The organism is Virgibacillus salarius, assembly GCF_039521925.1.
In the GTDB taxonomy this organism is placed as follows: Bacteria; Bacillota; Bacilli; order Bacillales; family Amphibacillaceae; genus Virgibacillus; species Virgibacillus salarius.
Genome location: NZ_BAAACY010000120.1, coordinates 40,706 through 57,794 on the forward strand (window position 1 = coordinate 40,706; position 17,089 = coordinate 57,794).

A 17,089-nucleotide genomic window follows, 5' to 3' on the forward strand; every position below is an offset into this window, starting at 1 on the left:
ATGCGAAAAGTATATTGGGAATTTGGAATGAATATTGCTTTGAAAGGTATAGACAACTGTAACTTAATAAAGCAGTACTACTCCCCCTTCCTTTATACAATTGTTATAACTTTTCGCTAATATAGATTATACATCACTACAAATAAATATCAACAGAAAATTAAGAATTAACCGATAATTAGTAAATTATACCCTGCTTATGTAAAAAAATTATATAAAATAGTGATTATATACCAACTTTTAGTAAATGGATTTGTATTATAGTTGTTATATTTTTAAAAGAAATAATAAAAAAAATATTGAAAATATTAAAAAATACTGGTATAGTCATCTTATCAAATGATAGCGCTTTCTTGAATTAGGAGGGATGTTCTACGTGCGAGCTGAGAGTATGCATAGGAGGCAATTTAAAGGAAACCAGCGCCTTGTAACTCGATACTTTAGGCAATTTGATCTGCAAATGATGGTTATTCCGGGGCTATTGTTTATCTTTATTTTTAATTATATTCCGATGTATGGAGTGTTAATGGCTTTTCAAGATTATAATATCTTTGAAGGAATGGCTGGCAGTGAATGGGTAGGATTTAAGCATTTTGAACGCTTTTTTGAGGATCCGCGTTTTCTGGAAATCATGAGAAATACTATCGTTCTCAGTGTTCTTAAAATACTTATCTGTTTCCCTGCACCAATTATTCTAGCATTAATGTTAAATGAAGTAAGACATATGATGTTTAAGCGGGCAGTACAAACCATCACCTACCTTCCACACTTCTTATCATGGGTTATTGTTGCTGGGTTCGCTACTTCTATATTAGCAACAGATAATGGAAGTTTAAACATGGCACTAGAAAAAATAAACCTCATTGATAAACCAATCAACTTTCTATCTATCCCAGAGTATTTTTGGACAATCATTATAAGCACTAATTTATGGAAGTCCATTGGCTTCGCTTCCATTGTCTATTTAGCTGCAGTTGCTGGAGTTGATCAGCAATTATATGAGGCTGCTTCCTTAGATGGAGCTAGCAAATGGAAGCAGATTTTCTTAATAACGATACCATCCATTATGCCAGTAATTTTAATCTTCTTTATTTTAGAAATAGGTAACCTATTAAATGCTGGATTTGAAGATTTATTGCTACTAGGTTCGAATCCCGTCTTACGAGAAGTATCTGATGTTATTGATACATATGTATATCGGGTTGGAATTAGTGATGGTCTCTATTCCTATGCTGCTGCAATAGGATTATTTAAAGCTGTAATTAGTGTTGGATTATTAACATTAGCAAATCAACTTGCACGTAAGAGTGGTAACAGTCTATGGTAAGCGCAAGTGGAAAGTGGGAGCATACAGCATGTTGAAATTAACGTTTGGTGATCGTTTTATGGTAATAATGATATATATTTTTTTAACATTACTAGCTTTTGTGACGTTTTATCCATTTTGGAATTCATTAGTTATTTCTTTCAATAATGGTCAGGACACTATGCTAGGAGGAGTAACTTTTTGGCCTCGTGATTTTACTTTAGATAATTATGAAATTGTCTTTCAGGATAAACGGTTGGTGAATGCGTTTATGATCTCTGTGGCTAGAACTGTTGTTGGTACGATATTATCTGTGCTTGCAACAGCTATGCTAGCTTATGGACTTTCCAAAAAGGAATTAGTAGGAAGAAAATATTTTATGGTTTTTTGTATTGTAACGATGTTTTTTAGCGGTGGTTTAATACCAACATTTTTACTAGTGAGAGGCATTGGTCTTATGGATTCGTTTTGGGTAATGATTATTCCATCATTAATATTAGTTTGGAATATGATTATCTTTAGGACCTTTTTTCAACAGTTACCGAAGGGTTTAGAGGAATCTGCGAAAATAGATGGAGCTGGATATTGGGGAATATTCTTCCGCATCGTACTGCCTTTATCTGGGCCTGTAATTGCTACTTTGTCCTTATTTACGGCAGTTTTTCATTGGAATGATTGGTTTTTTCCGAGTATCTATATTACGTCAGAGAATTTGATTCCAATTCAAACGTTATTACAAAAAGTATTAAATTCAAATACTGTTAGTTCGCAAATGAGTCAAATAGATGCAGGTGCAGCTGCACATATGGGTAAGGCAGCTAACACGGTAACAGGTAAATCCTTGTCAATGGCAGTAATGATGGTAGCTACTTTACCGATTATCATGGTTTATCCATTTGTGCAAAAGTATTTCGTTAAAGGTGTTTTGATAGGGTCATTAAAGGAATAGGGAACATCTTATTTAAAGCATTTGCTTTGAAGATAAATTTTTGTAAATAAGGAGGATGAAAAAGTGATATCATCAAGAAAAATTTGGATTATGATAATGGTATTATGCTTTGTACCTATCATTATATCGGGCTGTAAAGACAAAGAATCTAATGTCGAAGCCGATACAGGAGGGAAAGAAAAACACGGAAACGATGAATTATTTAAGTTAGGTGAAGAACCATTGGAAATTACGATGTTTGGTAATTATGATTGGTATACGATGCCACCCTGGGGAGAAGATGTAGCGACAAAATGGATTAAAGAAAATAAAAAGGTGGATATAACTGCGATTGATGGTGGGGGAAATGCGGCACAGCGACTTAGTACGATGATAGCAAGTAATGACCTTCCAGATTTTATATGGTTGGATAAAGGAACAGATGTAGAACGATTACGTAAAGGAGGAGCTCTGGTTCCACTCGATCCTTACTTAGATAAATATACAAATTTGCAAGAGTGGTTCGGAGAATCTGGTATCAACATGCTTCGTTCTGAAGATGGAAAATTATATCAATATCCAAATTGGTATAATGCAAAACCATTTGGTAATGCGGGTTATGTAGTTAATAAAGGGATTTATGAAGAACTAGGCTCGCCACCTCTTGAAACGACAGAAGATTTATATAATTATTTAAAGCAAGTAAAAGAAAATTATCCAAATATAACACCATTCGAAACGGATGTAGAAGGACAGGGAATTAATGTTTTATATTCAGCATTTGCAGAAAATCAGTCTCCAGCTAATATTAGAATAAATGCTGTTCCTGAGGGAGATAAGCTAACATCTATTTTTACGAATGAGGAATATGTCGAATCACTACAATACGCCAGTAAGCTTTATCGGGAAGGACTTATTACACAAGATGCATTAACACAGGATCGCGACATGGTTACAGAGAAAGTATCGAGTGGTAGAGTTGCTGTATATGCATCTGCTAGTCCTACGGATTTAGCGCGGCCTGGTCATTACAATTTACAGGAAGAAGACTCGGATGATGGCTATTTTATGGTTTGGCCGATCGCAAAAGCGGGGTTGAACAAAGATAATATCTATCCGGGGGCTTATGACATGATGGGATGGAATGTAAGTGTCATTACGAAAAGTGCTGAAGATCCAGAAGCAGTATTTGCGTTTTTGGATTGGTTAACAGGACCAGAAGGGCAATCAGTGCTTATTTTTGGACCAGAAGGAAAGTACTGGGATGGTTTTGATGAAGAAGGATACCCTCAATTTACAGAAAAGTATGTAAGTGACCCAGAAGGTGCTGGGAAAATAGAAGAAGATACATTAAACTTCCAATGGAATGGAAATTCAAATTTTCTAGACACCGCAAAAGCTAAGTTTACAGAGACATTACCTCAGGAAGATCGTAATTGGACGACGCATTGGCAAAATGAAATTACGTGGAAAACACAATATGATGCAACTGCTTATTTAGGAATTGATCCATTACCGGAAACCACCGAGGGCCAGATTCAACAAAGTGTTGGGGAAATTGCTGAAGTGGCAAGAGCGGAAGCACTAAATGCGAAAAGTGATGAAGAAGTTATCAAGATATTGGAAGAGGCAGAGAAGAGTGCACAAAGCGTAGGTTATGCTGATTTACTAGCATACAAGACTAAGGAATGGCAAAAAAACTTAGAAACACTAGGCAAATAACATATTATGTAGCTGTCATTATGCAAAGGGGAACCAATCGGATATTTACTGGCAGTTATATGCGGGATAAATTACTTGATTGCTATCGGAAGTTATTATAGAACTTCTAGTCCACGGGTTAAATGCTTCGTTGATTGCAGATAGGTAATATTTAGTTGAGATAGGAGCTGACTCCTTTGGTGCCAGCTCCTATAAGAATAAACGGAGTGTGAAGAAACATGATGCTAACTGGAAGGCTAGAATCGCTTTATAATATATTTGACTGGCTGATGAAGTTCATGACAACGAATATCATATGGGTTCTCTTTAATTTTCCAATTGCCTACGCTATCTTAAGTATGGTTTTTGCGAAGACACAAGAGGAGGTATATTTGCTAGCTATTACAATATTGGCTCTGTTCCCTTTTGTTTTTTTTCCAGCAACTACTGCAATGTTTGCCGTAGTAAGGGAATGGGTGATGAAACGAGAAAATAAAGGATTCATAAGAGCATACTGGAATTTTTATAAGGAAAATTATATTCGTAGTCTTTTAGGTGGTGTGTTCTTTACAATTACTTGGGTTGTGTGGTTACTTAACTATCATTTAGCAGCGGTTGAAATTGGATCTGGCTTATTTTATTTTTTCATAGCCATTACTATTTTTATTGTTGCTTTTACTAGTTATTTTTTTGCTGATACCGTTCATTTTGAAGTGAGCATCATTTATTCAATTCGTAAAGCATTATTTATGGCGATTTTCCATTTACCCTATACAATAGCAGCTGCAGGAGCTGTTAGTATTTTATTGTATATCATCTATCAAATTCATCCATTATTTTTAGTACTCTTCTCAGGGCCTGCTATTGCGTACGTATATTTCTTTGCTTTTTATCAAATATTTTTAAAAGCACAGGCGGCAACCGAAAGTCAATAAAATACGAATATCGTTTCAATAGAACTAGTATTTTTAATACGTATTCATTTCTCATTTGTTACTAGTCTTTATTCTTACTATTATCATCGTCTTACGTCTGTACTACACGTTTTCATTGCTTGGAGTACTTCTTTTTCTGTTGCTCTTGGTGTATCGCCAACAGTTGTATGAGCAAGAATCGCTGATGCTACTGCAAAATCTACAATGTCCTGATTACTAAAATCTTCGATTAAGCCGTGAATAATCCCACTAGCAAAGGCATCACCAGTTCCAATTCGATCTAAAACGGAAAATGTCCGTTTATTAGAGAACGTAAACCTTTCTTCCTTATATAAAAAACCCATTAAACCATGCGTTTGATTATCAAGAATATTGCGATGTGTTCCAGCGATAATAGGAATATTATACAAATTAGCAACTTTTGGAATGAGGTCCATAAGTTGATTACGTTCACTTTTCTTTTCTGTATACATGCCTAATGTATGCAGGGCATCCTTTTCGTTCATTATCACGATATCAGCAAGTTCAAATATTTCTTCATAATGGCTGCGAGCCTGATGATGGCCATTCTTTCCCCATAGTGAAGGACGGAAATTACAATCAAAAATGATGGTTCCGCCTGCTTTTTTTACTGCATGTGCAAAGGTTTTTAATTGCTGTCTAACAAGATCATTCATCGCTAATGTAATCCCACAAAAATGAACGATATCAATTTGTTCAGCAAGCTTCTCAAAACGATAGAAATCGTGAGTCGCTGTATTAAAGCTACTCTCCATACGATTAGAATAGGTTACTCTGCTTGGCCTAACACCAAAGCCATTTTCTAAAAAGTACATACCAAGCGATTGACCATGTCGTATAATAAAGGAGGAATCTATACCTAATTTTTGCAAAAAGGATTGGGCTGCATCTCCTAGGGGAGTAACAGGTAACGTGGTTACGATTGAACCTCTATGTCCAAAACATGTAAGAGCTCCGGTAATATTGACACCTGTACCAGAAAAGCTATAGTTTAATGAATCTGCTTGTGAGAGTAATTTGTAATCAGGAACCTGCAATCGCATCATGACTTCACCAAATGCGGCAATATGCTTAATCATATGTATCAACTAATTTCTTCATGATGTCAGTTAACGCATAAATATCTTCAATATTTGTTTCACCAGTCTGTTTACTAATAATGGAAGAGTATACATGAGGAATAATTTTAGGAACATTTGCCGCTAATGCGATTTCCAAAATGGTGTTAAAGTTTTCTTTATTTATTCCACCAGTAGGCTCTAATCCAAAATCTTCCTCCCCACATGCCTTGGCAACAGCCTTGTATGCCTCAATCGTTGTAAGTCCTTTCATAGGAAAGAATTTAATAGCATTTCCTCCCATATCGCGAATTAGAGCAATTGCAGATTTGATAGGTACAATAGCTTGCTCCTCTATAGTAGCACTAATTGCTCCAGTGGAAATCTTAACGAGGTTTGGATCCTCCGTAGGAGATACTAAACTATTAATCCAGCTATTACGTTCACCTAAATTAGCTCTTGTTGCTCCAACAGCAGGGAATACTTGATTAATGTGGTCACAAGCATAATGCTTTACAATTTCAGCAACAACAGAAGCTTGTTTATTATCTCCCGCTCCTAGTCCAATAGATATGGCTCCGTCTATCGCTTCTCCATAAGCTTGCATAGCTGCAATAGCATTATCGATTGTTTGATAATCTTTTGATAGTACTCCAATTAAAACATGTCCTTCAGCAGCTTGGAAAACTGCTTTGGCATTTTCGGGGCTATTGGCTAAAACATTCAATGCGACACGCTGCTTATAAAACCGTTTTTCGATGGCTAGCATGTTACATCCCTCCTACGTATGTTTTAATACTTTCTTTAATAATATGGATATCATCATTCTTTAATGAACGTGGGTCGATATCAAAAAAACCTTGGTTCGCCCCATAATCTCTTGTATAGATAGCTATATTGCCATTACGAAGCTGTTGGGTTAATTTTTTTGCAGAGATCGAAGCAATATTGGCATCAATCTGAATTCGTGCTCGATATATAGCTCGACCTGCTTCATCTTGAACAACCGTTACAGTTATACCGGAAATATGATTTAAGTCTTCTAATTCTGTTAAGACTTCTTTTTGCAGTAGACTATTATCAGGCTTATTCGCATATTCATCAAGCGCTTTAAGTAAACCAAAAATAGACTCTTTACCTACTTTCATACTTCGGCCAATTCCATGCAATTGTACCTTTATCCATTCGATGTATTTTCTTCTACCGGCGACAATACCGGAGGTTGGCCCTTCGATTGCTTTTGATCCACTGTAAATAACAACATCAGCGTAGTTTATATACTTTTGCAACGCTCCTTCAGCCGCAGCATCTACAATGAAAGGGATTTGCTTCTCTTGAGCGACTTGATAAGCCTCCTCAACGGAAAGTATGTTTTTTTGTACGGCATGATGTGATTGAACATATAGAATAGCTGCTGTTTTTGATGAAATGGCTTCACGGATATGCTCTGCCTTACCTTCATTAGCATATCCAGCTTCAACAACTGTACCACCACCTAAGTAAACCATTGTTTCGATAGGGGCTCCATAGTGTACATTATGACCTTTTAACAAGATAACCTCATTCTTCTCAATTGGTTCCTGATGTAGGCGATCGCTTTTACGACGGTTCCCCTCAGTTATTAGTCCAGCAACAGACAATACAATTCCGCTAGATGCCGAATTAACTATTACAGCAGCTTCAGAGGCTAAGTGATTGGCAACGTAGTCACCAGATTTATTCACTAAATCTGCCATTTCAACGTAATTTTGTCCTCCTTGCTTCATAGCTTCCATAACGGAATCTGTCGGAGCGGATACTCCAAGAATACTCATTCGACCACTTGCATTAATGACACGCTTTAAACCATAGTTAGCATGTAAGGTACGTTCCATTCTTAAACACTCCTTTAGCCTTAATATGTTTGGTAGCTATTTGTTCCTCGCCTTCCGAGTCAATTAGCTTTACAGGGCTATTCTCTATTGAAAATAAAGTTAAATTAGCTGGTTCTCCTTCTTGAATTCTTCCGAGTTTTGGCATCTTTAACCAATTAGCAGCATTGATCGTTACGCCAGCAATTACCTCCTCTATTGAATAACCAAGATAGAGGAATTTAGATAGTGTTTTAGACATACTATATACTGGTCCATTCAGTCGATTGTTTCGATAAATATCCGTACTAATTGTGTCGAATTTTAATCCTTGTCTTTTTGCTGCTTCGGCTACTTGAAATGAAAAACTTGCTGAACCGTGTCCAACATCTAAATGAATGCCTTTATTAACTGCTTTCGTAACAAATGAATGGATGTGCTCGTTATTATCAAATAGACGATTTGCCTTTCCGTGCAAAAAATGTGTGACGATGTCTTCCTTTTCTAATAAATCGAAAATTTGTTCTATATAAGGAGGACTTGAACCGATATGAACCATTAACGAGCGTTTCGTGATGAGAGATAAACGACGAGCCAATTGTAGAGGCTTAATTCCTTGTTCACCTACAACGCTTTTACTCATTCTTGCCTTTAGACCGACGATAAAGTCAGGAAATTGTTCCACTGCCTTAACCACTTTATCACTATTAATCCAGCTTAGATTAGATAATTCGTCTATTCGTTTTAGACCAATGCTAGAGATGTTCAAAAAAGCAAGTAGATTTGTTTTACACTGCTTGGATAGCTCGTGGAGGTCTGCAATGCGGTCCGCTCCGCAACTACCTGCATCTACAACAGTTGTTACTCCTTGCTTGATGCCGATTTCATCGACATCATCCCCATAAGGATCAAATTCAGGAAAGGCGTGTACATGCAAGTCAATCCAGCCACTTGAGACGTATAGACCAGTGCAATCAATTACATGCTCTCCATTTAAAGTTTTGGGCTCAGAAATAGCTTTTATTGTTCCATCTTCAATAAAAAAGTCGTATTTTTGATGATTTAAACGTGACACATTATGTAATACATAGGTGTTACACATAGCAGACATCCTTTTTCAGTAATTTCATTGTTTTCAGTATATCATTTAACTGGTATAGTTATCTATATTTTACGAAATTTTGCTGAATAATTATTGATAAATGCGAATGAGAAATAAGAAAATAGAAACTTACATGAAGAAAGTATTGGCTGGGCATGGTGAGTCTATTACTGGATTGAGCAGAGAATTATCGTGAAAAATGGTAATCAAGGGTTGAGGCATCGTAATGGTGTAAATAAACTATTACTTTGATAAAATCGTAACAACAAAAAATCCTTATGTCGCTGGCTTGCGATGTAAGGATTTTGTTAGCTGTATTAACGAAAAATGACTAGCTACACTATTAATAAAAGCGTTTAAAACTATCAAAATGTTTTTTCCAGTAGGAGTTATTTAAACTGCTTATTTGCACTCCACTTGAACCAGCATGAATGAAGGTGTTATTCCCCAAATAAATGCCTAGGTGAGATATGCCAGGACGATAGGTTCCTGCAAAAAAGACAAGATCCCCTACTTGAGGCTTTGTAACATAATGGGAGCGATTAAAATAACCATCACTGGAAAGTCGATTTATACTCATGCCGCCTTTTTTGTACACGTAATGAATAAAACCACTACAATCAAATCCTGATGGTGTCGATCCTCCCCAAACATACTTTACTCCCTGCATACTCTTTGCCGTTTGAATAACCTTTTCTACATTATATTGAACATTGTTAGATGGTTTTTCATTGGTATTTCCGTTTGAATTAGTGTTTGAGCTACTACCTATACTCAATTTTTGACCGATAAAAATTAAGTCAGAGTTTAAGTTATTCCACTTTTTTAAATTAGCTACACTAACCTTATATTGAAGAGCTATCCGTGATAAAGTATCACCTGATTTTACGATATATACCTTTGTTGAACCTGTTTGATTCGAACTGTTATTAGAAGAACTAGAACCTGAATTAGATCCAGTAGAACTCGATCCGTTTGAACTATTTTTTGAAACAGCAAGTACATTACCTGGATAAATTAATGTTGAATTAAGGTTGTTCCACTTCATAAGGTTGCTCAACGAGATATTATACTTAATGGCAATTCCGCTCAGCGTGTCTCCGCTTTTAACCGTATACGTTTTAGAGCTATTCGAATTATTATTAGTTGGTTTTGAAGAACTGGAGCTAGAACCGGACGTGTTGTTATTCTCTGTTTCTATGATTTGATTGGGGTAGATCGTATCTCCTGATAGTTTGTTTATCGATTTTAATTTGGCAACATTTGTATTATACTTTTGGGCTATTGTCCATAAGGACTCGCCGCTTTTAACTTTATGAGACGCTGCTTCTACCTCTTCCGCTGCAAATATTGCCGAGGCTATTGCTGCACTTGCAGTAACGGACATGATTATTTTTTTATTGCTCATTATAGGTCCTCCCTCACATAAACGTGCTAATATATAGAACTATTATCTCTATTATCGGAAGAAATTGGATGAAGTTTAGGGAAAATGGATGTTTTTTAGAATAAAATTTTCGTGTCTTTTTATCTATGAAAAATCCTGGAAAATCAGGGTTTTGTTGAAATTTGCTTCATGTTGATAAAAATTCTGCGATTTATTAGTTCTTTTTAACTGTAAATTAAGGTGTTTTCAGATTACCAAATTTAAACTATTTAACCATTGAATTGAAATATAACTATGATTATATAGTTGTGTTTGGTATAATTAATAGTACTTTAGAAATGATACAAAAGAACTATTTGATATTTACTTAAAAACATACTAGCTATGTTTAATTGGTTAGTAAAGATAAATTGGTTCCTGACTAATCAGTACCGTTTTATTTCACTTTATCCCGCATATAACTGGCAGTAAGCTCCCCACTTCAAGGAATAAATAGAAACCAGTATTGCTAAGTGGGGAATCAACTGCCGGTAAATGTCCGATTGGTTCAGAGGCCTTTAGGTCATACCCTTGTGGTACTAACCATCCGTGGGATAAACAAAAACCCCCCGCGGATGGAAGTTTCACTTTATTCACTTGATGTAAGGGGAGAAATTAGAGATAGAGGGGTCATATGAATGATAAAGGTGATGATTGTAGATGACCAAAGGTTATTTATTGATGGGCTTCGAGCATTAATTAGTAATGAAATAGATATAGAGGTTATCGCTACTGCTGTCAGTGTTAATCAAGCAATAGAGAAAATGGTAGAGAATACTCCTGATATTATACTTATGGATGTGCAAACTCCCTACAAGCAGACCGCTAGGGCAATTGTAAAAATGATAGAGAAATATTCAGGAATCAAGGTAATTGTTTTAACTACAATTATAGATGAGGATCTAATCATTTCATCTATTAATGCAGGCTGTAAAGGTTATTTATTAAAAAACCATGATTCAAAGCATTTACTTAGAGCTATAAGAGATGTTTATCATAATGAAGTTGTCTTTTCAGGAAAAATCTCACAGATATTGGCAAGAAAGATTATAGAGACAAAGTATGATAACAGAGAACTACTTAATAAAGCGTTTTTAAATCGAAACATCCATTTATCGAATAGAGAACTAGATATAGCTTGTCTATTAACAGAGAATATGTCTAATAAACGTATTGCCCAAAGGCTTTTTCTCAGTGAAGGGACAGTGAAAAATTATATCAGTGGAATTTACACTACGTTTCAAATTCATAACCGCAAAGAACTTGTTAGCTATTTTCAACGTTTATTACAAAAATAGACGAAAAAATATGACTATTTAATAGAAAAGTAACTAAAAATATGACCATGTATTTAGTATGATGTATGTAATTCGAAAACTCAATGCTTTAAAAGCAGGAATGAAGGTCATACTATGATAAAAATCGTTTGCATCCCAAATAGTGACTTTATGAAAAACATTGCACGAACTCTTCGCACAACAAAGGGTATAAAGGTTATCGACGACGTAAGCAGGTCTGGAAGGAAATTAAACAATACGGTGGCATTGATTGATTTAGATAGATACGAAGCTGACAATTTATTATCATTAATTAAAGATTTATCAGATAGAGAGATTAGAGTAATTGGTTTTATAAATGCCTGTTTAGGAGTAACTAATTTAAAGTTCATTGATGCTGGAGTAAATAGTATATTTGTAAAGTATGATTCAGTTACTGATAATATTGCAAAGGTAATTGAAAGTTTAAATAGAACTAATTATTATTTACCGAATAAGCTGATTTCGCCATTACTGCATGCTATTGAAGAAAGAAAAAGAGCAAACCAAGAGGCATTTGCTTATCGTATTGAAAAGTCTGGTTTTTCTATGACTAGAAAACAAATAGATATAGCATATTTATTAAGAAAGGGTTTTAGTAATAAAGAGATCGCATTATTCCTTGGAATATCAGAAGGGGCAACGAAAGTACATATTAGTAGAATATACGCTAAAATGGGCAATTCAACAAGAAATGAAGTAATTGATATATTTGATCGTTTAATGACTAGGCGTGGTTAAATGTCTTTTTATCCCGCATATAACTGGCAGTAAGATTCCCAATACAAGCAATAAGGAGAAACCAAAATTGGTAAAAGGAGAATCAACTGCCAGTAAATGTCCGATTGGTTCGGGCCTACATGGAAGTAGGTCACAAAGGCGTTGCCACAGGACGTGGCGATTTAAGCCTTTGTACGTATTTGTTTCAGTAAAAGCCGATGGAAGTTTCACTTTATCCCGCATATAACTGGCAGTAAGATTCCCAATTCAAGCAATAAGGAGAAACCAAAATTGGTAAAAGGGGAATCAACTGCCAGTAAATGTCCGATTGGTTCACCTAACCATCCGTGGGGATAACAAAGCTCCCACGGATGGAAGTTTCACTTTATGTAAGAGTTATGGTAAGAATGATCGTATTTGACGTAAATTTTCAAAAATATTATAATGTTACTATATTTAAAAGAAAGCGTATGCATGATATAAGTTACTGCAAGTTTCCCTTGTTGGCCCCTTATATCATCTGCAGCATCCTAAAGGGGATTCTTTCATTGTATAATGACAATACCATCTATGTAATTGGCGATGCAAAGGCACCGCAGAACAACCCAATTACGAAAAAGTACAGTCAATTTTTTCTAGCATTAGTGATTGATGCGACTACTGATGAGATTATTGATAGCGAATGCTCCTCAACGATACAATTAACCAATGCGTTTGTAAGATCATTATTTATTGGTCGAATGGTGGATGATAAGGGTATTGAGGAAGCGATTCGCAAGCGATATCAAGGTTCATCGCAAAAGGCGCTAGTTGTCGCCTATCATGATGCAAGATATAAATATAGCCAAGCGAAAGCTGCTTTGACTACAGAAGCCTAGTCGAAATCCAGCCTGACATTATTTGTTAGGCTGGATTTTTTATTTGGTCTGAAAATTAAGGTAATTGCATCTTGGATGGAGAATTATACAGGGAAAGTAATTGCTATGGAATACGTGAGCACCTTTTGTGGCAAAGGGGGAGAGGCAACAATCCGATGTTTCCATGTATAAAACGTAAGAAAGATATTATTTGATAATTAGGGGGAAAACAACATGATTACAGATGGTTTCTTTTATATTGCTGTCTTGGTAGCGTTAGCTGCACTGATGGTTGGAATAGAGAATAAATTTAGCTCGAACCGCTTTTTAAAATTCATCCCAGGTATTGTACTAATTTATATTGGGGCGGCCTTTTTGCAGACAATTGGTTTATTTGATAATGAAGCTACAGCACCTGCATATTCTACTGTGAAGAATGCTCTGCTTCCTGCAATGTTAATGATGATGCTATTGAAATGTGATATTCGCAGTATCATTAAACTTGGCCCACGCATGCTCGGTGGATATTTTGTTGCGGTAATTAGTATCATTCTTGGTTTTGCCATTGTGTACTTGATATTTAATCACTTTTATGTAGCGGATACATGGCGTGCTTTTGGAGCACTTGCAGGTAGTTGGACTGGTGGGAGCGCTAATATGGTGGCTCTTCAAGACATTCTACAGGTTCCAGAAAATATTTTTGGTTATGTGTTAATGATGGATACGATCAATTATGCAGTATGGGTCATGTTTATGTTCTGGTTGGTTCCGTTCGCAGGTGCGTTTAATCGTTGGACGAAAGCAGATACAACGATTATGGATAATGGCTTAGCAGAGGATGCAGGCAAAATGAATGATATGCAAGGTACGGAATTTAAGCATATGATGTACTTGCTTGGGATTGGTCTACTTGTCTCTGCGTTAGCAACGTTAGCTGGAAATCATTTACCAGCTTTAGGAGATGTGTTCAGTTCGACTACATGGACAATTCTAATTGCTTCTGTTATTGGATTAATACTTGGGCAAACACGTATATCTAAAATTCCAGGCGCATTAGATGTTTCCAATGTAATGTTGTATATTATCGTGGCATTAATCGCTTCGCAATCCGATTTCTCACAGATTGCCCAAGCTCCTATTTATCTGATTTCTGGTTTTTTAATTATGTTCATTCATTTAGTGATTATGCTGTTACTAGGAAAGCTGTTCAAATACGATTTATTTACACTAGGGATTGCCAGCTTAGCAAATATAGGAGGAATGGCCTCAGCACCGATGCTTGCTGCTTCCTATAGTCGTAGTTTAATCCCAGTAGGTGTAGTTATGGCATTAATTGGTTCCTTCCTCGGTACGTATTTTGGCATGTTTATAGGGAAAATACTTGAAATATTGTAAAGCTGCTATTTTTTAAGAAAATGGCATAAGATATCAGTAGATTCACAGAACAATAGAAAGATAGATCAATGTTTAAAAGTAGAAAAAGGAGGAAATTGTGTTGCTTATTGAGGATATACAGGTATCATACCGAAAAATCCCGTTGCACACCCCGTTTAAAACGGCATTGCGGACGGCAACTGAAATTGAAAGTATAACGATAATTATTCATTTAGAAAATGGCATGGTAGGTAAAGGAGAAGCAGCACCGACTTGGGTGATCACCGGTGATTCTGCACAAAGCATTCAAGCAGCTTTAGAAGGACCAATTAAACAGGCTATCTTGCATCAAGACCTTTCTCATTTCCAAACGCTGCTGGCAGCGGTCCAGAATAGTTGTATAGGAAATACGAGTGCCAAGGCAGCGGCTGATATGGCACTTTATGATGCATATAGCAAATGGTTGAATATCCCACTATATCAATTATTAGGTGATAATCAATCACTTCACACATCAATGACGGTTGGTGTCGATGATCCAGCGAAGATGGCAGCTGATGCCAAAAAATGGGTCGAAGCTGGTTATTCTCGTTTGAAAATTAAAGTAGGCTCCAAGCCAGAACTAGATATCGCAAGGGTTTCTGCGATAAGAGAAGCTATCCCTACGGATGTGTTGCTCAGGCTAGATGCGAATCAAGGCTGGCAACCGAAACAAGCTGTCCAGTTAATTAAAGAGATGGAACGAATGGATTCGGGAATAGAGTTTATTGAACAGCCAGTAAAAGCCAAGGATCTAGAAGGGCTAAAGTTTGTTACAGACCATGTGCAGACGGCAATTATGGCAGATGAGAGTATCTTTTCTCCGTTAGATGCATTTACGATTGTCAGTGGTCATTATGTGGATTTGTTAAATATTAAGTTAATGAAATGCGGTGGGATTCGGAATGCGCTAAGCATCGCTAATTTAGCTATGGTGCATCGAATTCCATGTATGATTGGCAGCATGATGGAATCTAGTTATTCTGTTGGAGCAGCAGCACACTTTGCCGCAGCTCATCCAAATGTACTCTACTATGACCTGGATGCTCCACTATGGTTAGTAGAACAGCCTACGGTAATTGATTATCAAGGTGAGAAATTACATCTATCATCTGCTGCTGGCATTGGCACAGTGAATCAACCGAAAGATTAACATGGAAAATCATAGAAGGAGGCAAATTCATGTTTGTAAAATGGATGAAAATACTAGGAATGGCGTTAATTGGATGTATCTTAGTAAAACCAATCATATCACAGGCGGCAGGCAATTCTGAGGAGCATGTATTTGAAGCCGAAGAAGATATGATTGCTTATATAGATGTTGCAGTCGCTACGCTTTGGACTGAGCCTAATATCTTACGGGAAGTGGATCAACCATCTGCGAGCAATCCAGTAGCTATTTGGAAATGGAAAGAAGATATGACGTATGAACAAGAATTGCAGTTGTCTGGTGATGGGATGCTGGAGACGCAGGCTCTGTATGGGAATAAAGTCACCATTCTTGAAACAGAAGGAGAGTGGGTGAAGGTTGCTGTTGATGGACAACCTACACCAAAAGAGGAATTAGGTTACAGCGGTTGGATGCCAGCTTCACAGCTCACCTATACAACGAAGTTCGCTAATAAAACTAATGATCCATTTGTTATGGTAGACGCACCAACTAGTTATTTATATCATACACCAGCTTTCCGCCATCAAGGAATGGAGATTAGCTATAATACACGCTTACCTTATCTAGGTGAATCCAAGCATGCATATCGTGTGATGCTACCATCTGGAAGTCATGCATGGGTGAAGAAAGCAGATGCCAAAACCTATGAATCTCAAAAAGCTATTCCGACGCCAACGGGACAAGCGTTAGTAGAGGCAGGGAAGCAATTCTTGGGCCTGCATTATCTGTGGGCAGGTATGAGTGGATTCGGATTTGACTGCTCTGGATTTACATTTACCCTGTATCAATCTCACGGGATAACGATTCCACGTGATTCCAGTATTCAAGCAACACATGGTGAGCCGGTGGCATATGAAGATATTCAGCCTGGAGACCTCTTGTTTTTTGCCCATGATCAGGGCAAGGGAAGTGTCCATCATGTTGCGATGTATGCTGGTGACGGTAAGATGATTCATTCACCAAATTCAAAAAAAGATGTGGAAATCATTCCAGTGACAACAAAAGGGTATTATGAGGAGCTTTCAGGTATTCGTAGGTATTTGTCGAAAACAGACTAAAGTGTTAGAAAGGATGGGTAAATAACCTGAACGCTTATCTCTAAAGTTACAAAAGATAAGCTTTAAAGTATTGGAAGTATACTCATGAGCAATTAGCTAATGGAAATAGGACAGAGGAAAGCTAGTTGTGATAACGAATTAGAGAGGGGCTGGGACAAAACCCAGTAACTGAAAAAAGTGGTACGCCAATTTAGGGCGTATCACTTTTTTTACTTTTTTCAATATTT

The 17,089-nt window shown here is 36.6% G+C and carries 15 protein-coding genes; 10 read left to right on the forward strand and 5 right to left on the reverse strand.

All coding sequences use genetic code 11. The features are described 5' to 3' along the window. The first annotated feature begins 391 nt into the window (after positions 1 to 391). From ABDZ84_RS15285 to ABDZ84_RS15300, 4 genes are all read left to right on the forward strand, one after another. Complete coding sequence (locus ABDZ84_RS15285) at positions 392 to 1,327, forward strand: ABC transporter permease (RefSeq protein ID WP_343782129.1); 936 nt, start codon at positions 392 to 394, stop codon at positions 1,325 to 1,327. Positions 1,328 to 1,355: 28 nt separating this feature from the next. Beyond that, positions 1,356 to 2,255: a carbohydrate ABC transporter permease gene (locus ABDZ84_RS15290; protein ID WP_026682085.1), complete on the forward strand. Its 900-nt coding sequence runs from the start codon at positions 1,356 to 1,358 to the stop codon at positions 2,253 to 2,255. A 90-nt stretch (positions 2,256 to 2,345) separates the two neighbouring features. Beyond that, positions 2,346 to 3,956, forward strand: a complete 1,611-nt coding sequence (locus ABDZ84_RS15295) for an extracellular solute-binding protein (protein ID WP_034679343.1) — start codon at positions 2,346 to 2,348, stop codon at positions 3,954 to 3,956. Positions 3,957 to 4,174: 218 nt separating this feature from the next. After that, positions 4,175 to 4,870, forward strand: a complete 696-nt coding sequence (locus ABDZ84_RS15300) for a YesL family protein (RefSeq protein WP_026682083.1) — start codon at positions 4,175 to 4,177, stop codon at positions 4,868 to 4,870. Positions 4,871 to 4,953: 83 nt separating this feature from the next. On the opposite strand, the gene ABDZ84_RS15305 is transcribed toward ABDZ84_RS15300, so the two are convergent. The 5 genes from ABDZ84_RS15305 to ABDZ84_RS15325 all read right to left on the reverse strand — a co-directional run bounded on the left by ABDZ84_RS15305 (position 4,954) and on the right by ABDZ84_RS15325 (position 10,309). After that, entirely contained in the window at positions 4,954 to 5,970 is a 1,017-nt protein-coding gene (locus tag ABDZ84_RS15305; protein WP_026682082.1) for a sugar kinase, read from the reverse strand. Then, positions 5,963 to 6,718: a 2-dehydro-3-deoxy-phosphogluconate aldolase gene (gene dagF, locus ABDZ84_RS15310; protein ID WP_026682081.1), complete on the reverse strand. Its 756-nt coding sequence runs from the start codon at positions 6,716 to 6,718 to the stop codon at positions 5,963 to 5,965. The genes ABDZ84_RS15305 and dagF overlap by 8 nt, the downstream gene beginning before the upstream one ends. A 1-nt stretch (position 6,719) precedes the next feature. Then, the gene (locus ABDZ84_RS15315; protein WP_026682080.1) at positions 6,720 to 7,823 is read right to left on the reverse strand and encodes a DgaE family pyridoxal phosphate-dependent ammonia lyase; all 1,104 of its coding nucleotides are present in this window, start codon (positions 7,821 to 7,823) and stop codon (positions 6,720 to 6,722) included. After that, positions 7,801 to 8,901 carry an amidohydrolase/deacetylase family metallohydrolase gene (locus ABDZ84_RS15320; RefSeq protein ID WP_026682079.1) on the reverse strand — a complete coding sequence of 367 codons (1,101 nt, stop codon included), beginning with the start codon at positions 8,899 to 8,901 and terminating at the stop codon, positions 7,801 to 7,803. Before ABDZ84_RS15320 ends, ABDZ84_RS15315 begins: the two co-directional genes overlap by 23 nt. A gap of 343 nt (positions 8,902 to 9,244) precedes the next feature. Beyond that, positions 9,245 to 10,309, reverse strand: a complete 1,065-nt coding sequence (locus tag ABDZ84_RS15325) for a C40 family peptidase (protein WP_026682078.1) — start codon at positions 10,307 to 10,309, stop codon at positions 9,245 to 9,247. Positions 10,310 to 10,965: 656 nt separating this feature from the next. Between ABDZ84_RS15325 and ABDZ84_RS15330 the strand changes: the two genes are divergently transcribed. From ABDZ84_RS15330 to ABDZ84_RS15355, 6 genes are all read left to right on the forward strand, one after another. Then, on the forward strand, positions 10,966 to 11,625 hold the full coding sequence (locus ABDZ84_RS15330) for a response regulator transcription factor (RefSeq protein ID WP_166530128.1): 660 nt from the start codon (positions 10,966 to 10,968) through the stop codon (positions 11,623 to 11,625). Positions 11,626 to 11,739: 114 nt separating this feature from the next. Continuing rightward, positions 11,740 to 12,384, forward strand: coding sequence for a helix-turn-helix transcriptional regulator (locus ABDZ84_RS15335; RefSeq protein WP_281950054.1), 645 nt, complete (start codon positions 11,740 to 11,742; stop codon positions 12,382 to 12,384). 527 nt (positions 12,385 to 12,911) lie between these two features. Further along, positions 12,912 to 13,241 (forward strand): DUF3870 domain-containing protein, encoded by a 330-nt coding sequence (locus ABDZ84_RS15340; RefSeq protein WP_026682076.1) that lies wholly within the window; start codon positions 12,912 to 12,914, stop codon positions 13,239 to 13,241. A gap of 213 nt (positions 13,242 to 13,454) precedes the next feature. Beyond that, positions 13,455 to 14,615 (forward strand): DUF819 family protein, encoded by a 1,161-nt coding sequence (locus tag ABDZ84_RS15345; protein ID WP_026682075.1) that lies wholly within the window; start codon positions 13,455 to 13,457, stop codon positions 14,613 to 14,615. 100 nt (positions 14,616 to 14,715) lie between these two features. Then, complete coding sequence (locus tag ABDZ84_RS15350; protein ID WP_026682074.1) at positions 14,716 to 15,786, forward strand: dipeptide epimerase; 1,071 nt, start codon at positions 14,716 to 14,718, stop codon at positions 15,784 to 15,786. A 44-nt stretch (positions 15,787 to 15,830) separates the two neighbouring features. Beyond that, positions 15,831 to 16,862 carry a C40 family peptidase gene (locus ABDZ84_RS15355; RefSeq protein WP_026682073.1) on the forward strand — a complete coding sequence of 344 codons (1,032 nt, stop codon included), beginning with the start codon at positions 15,831 to 15,833 and terminating at the stop codon, positions 16,860 to 16,862. Positions 16,863 to 17,089 lie beyond the last annotated feature (227 nt).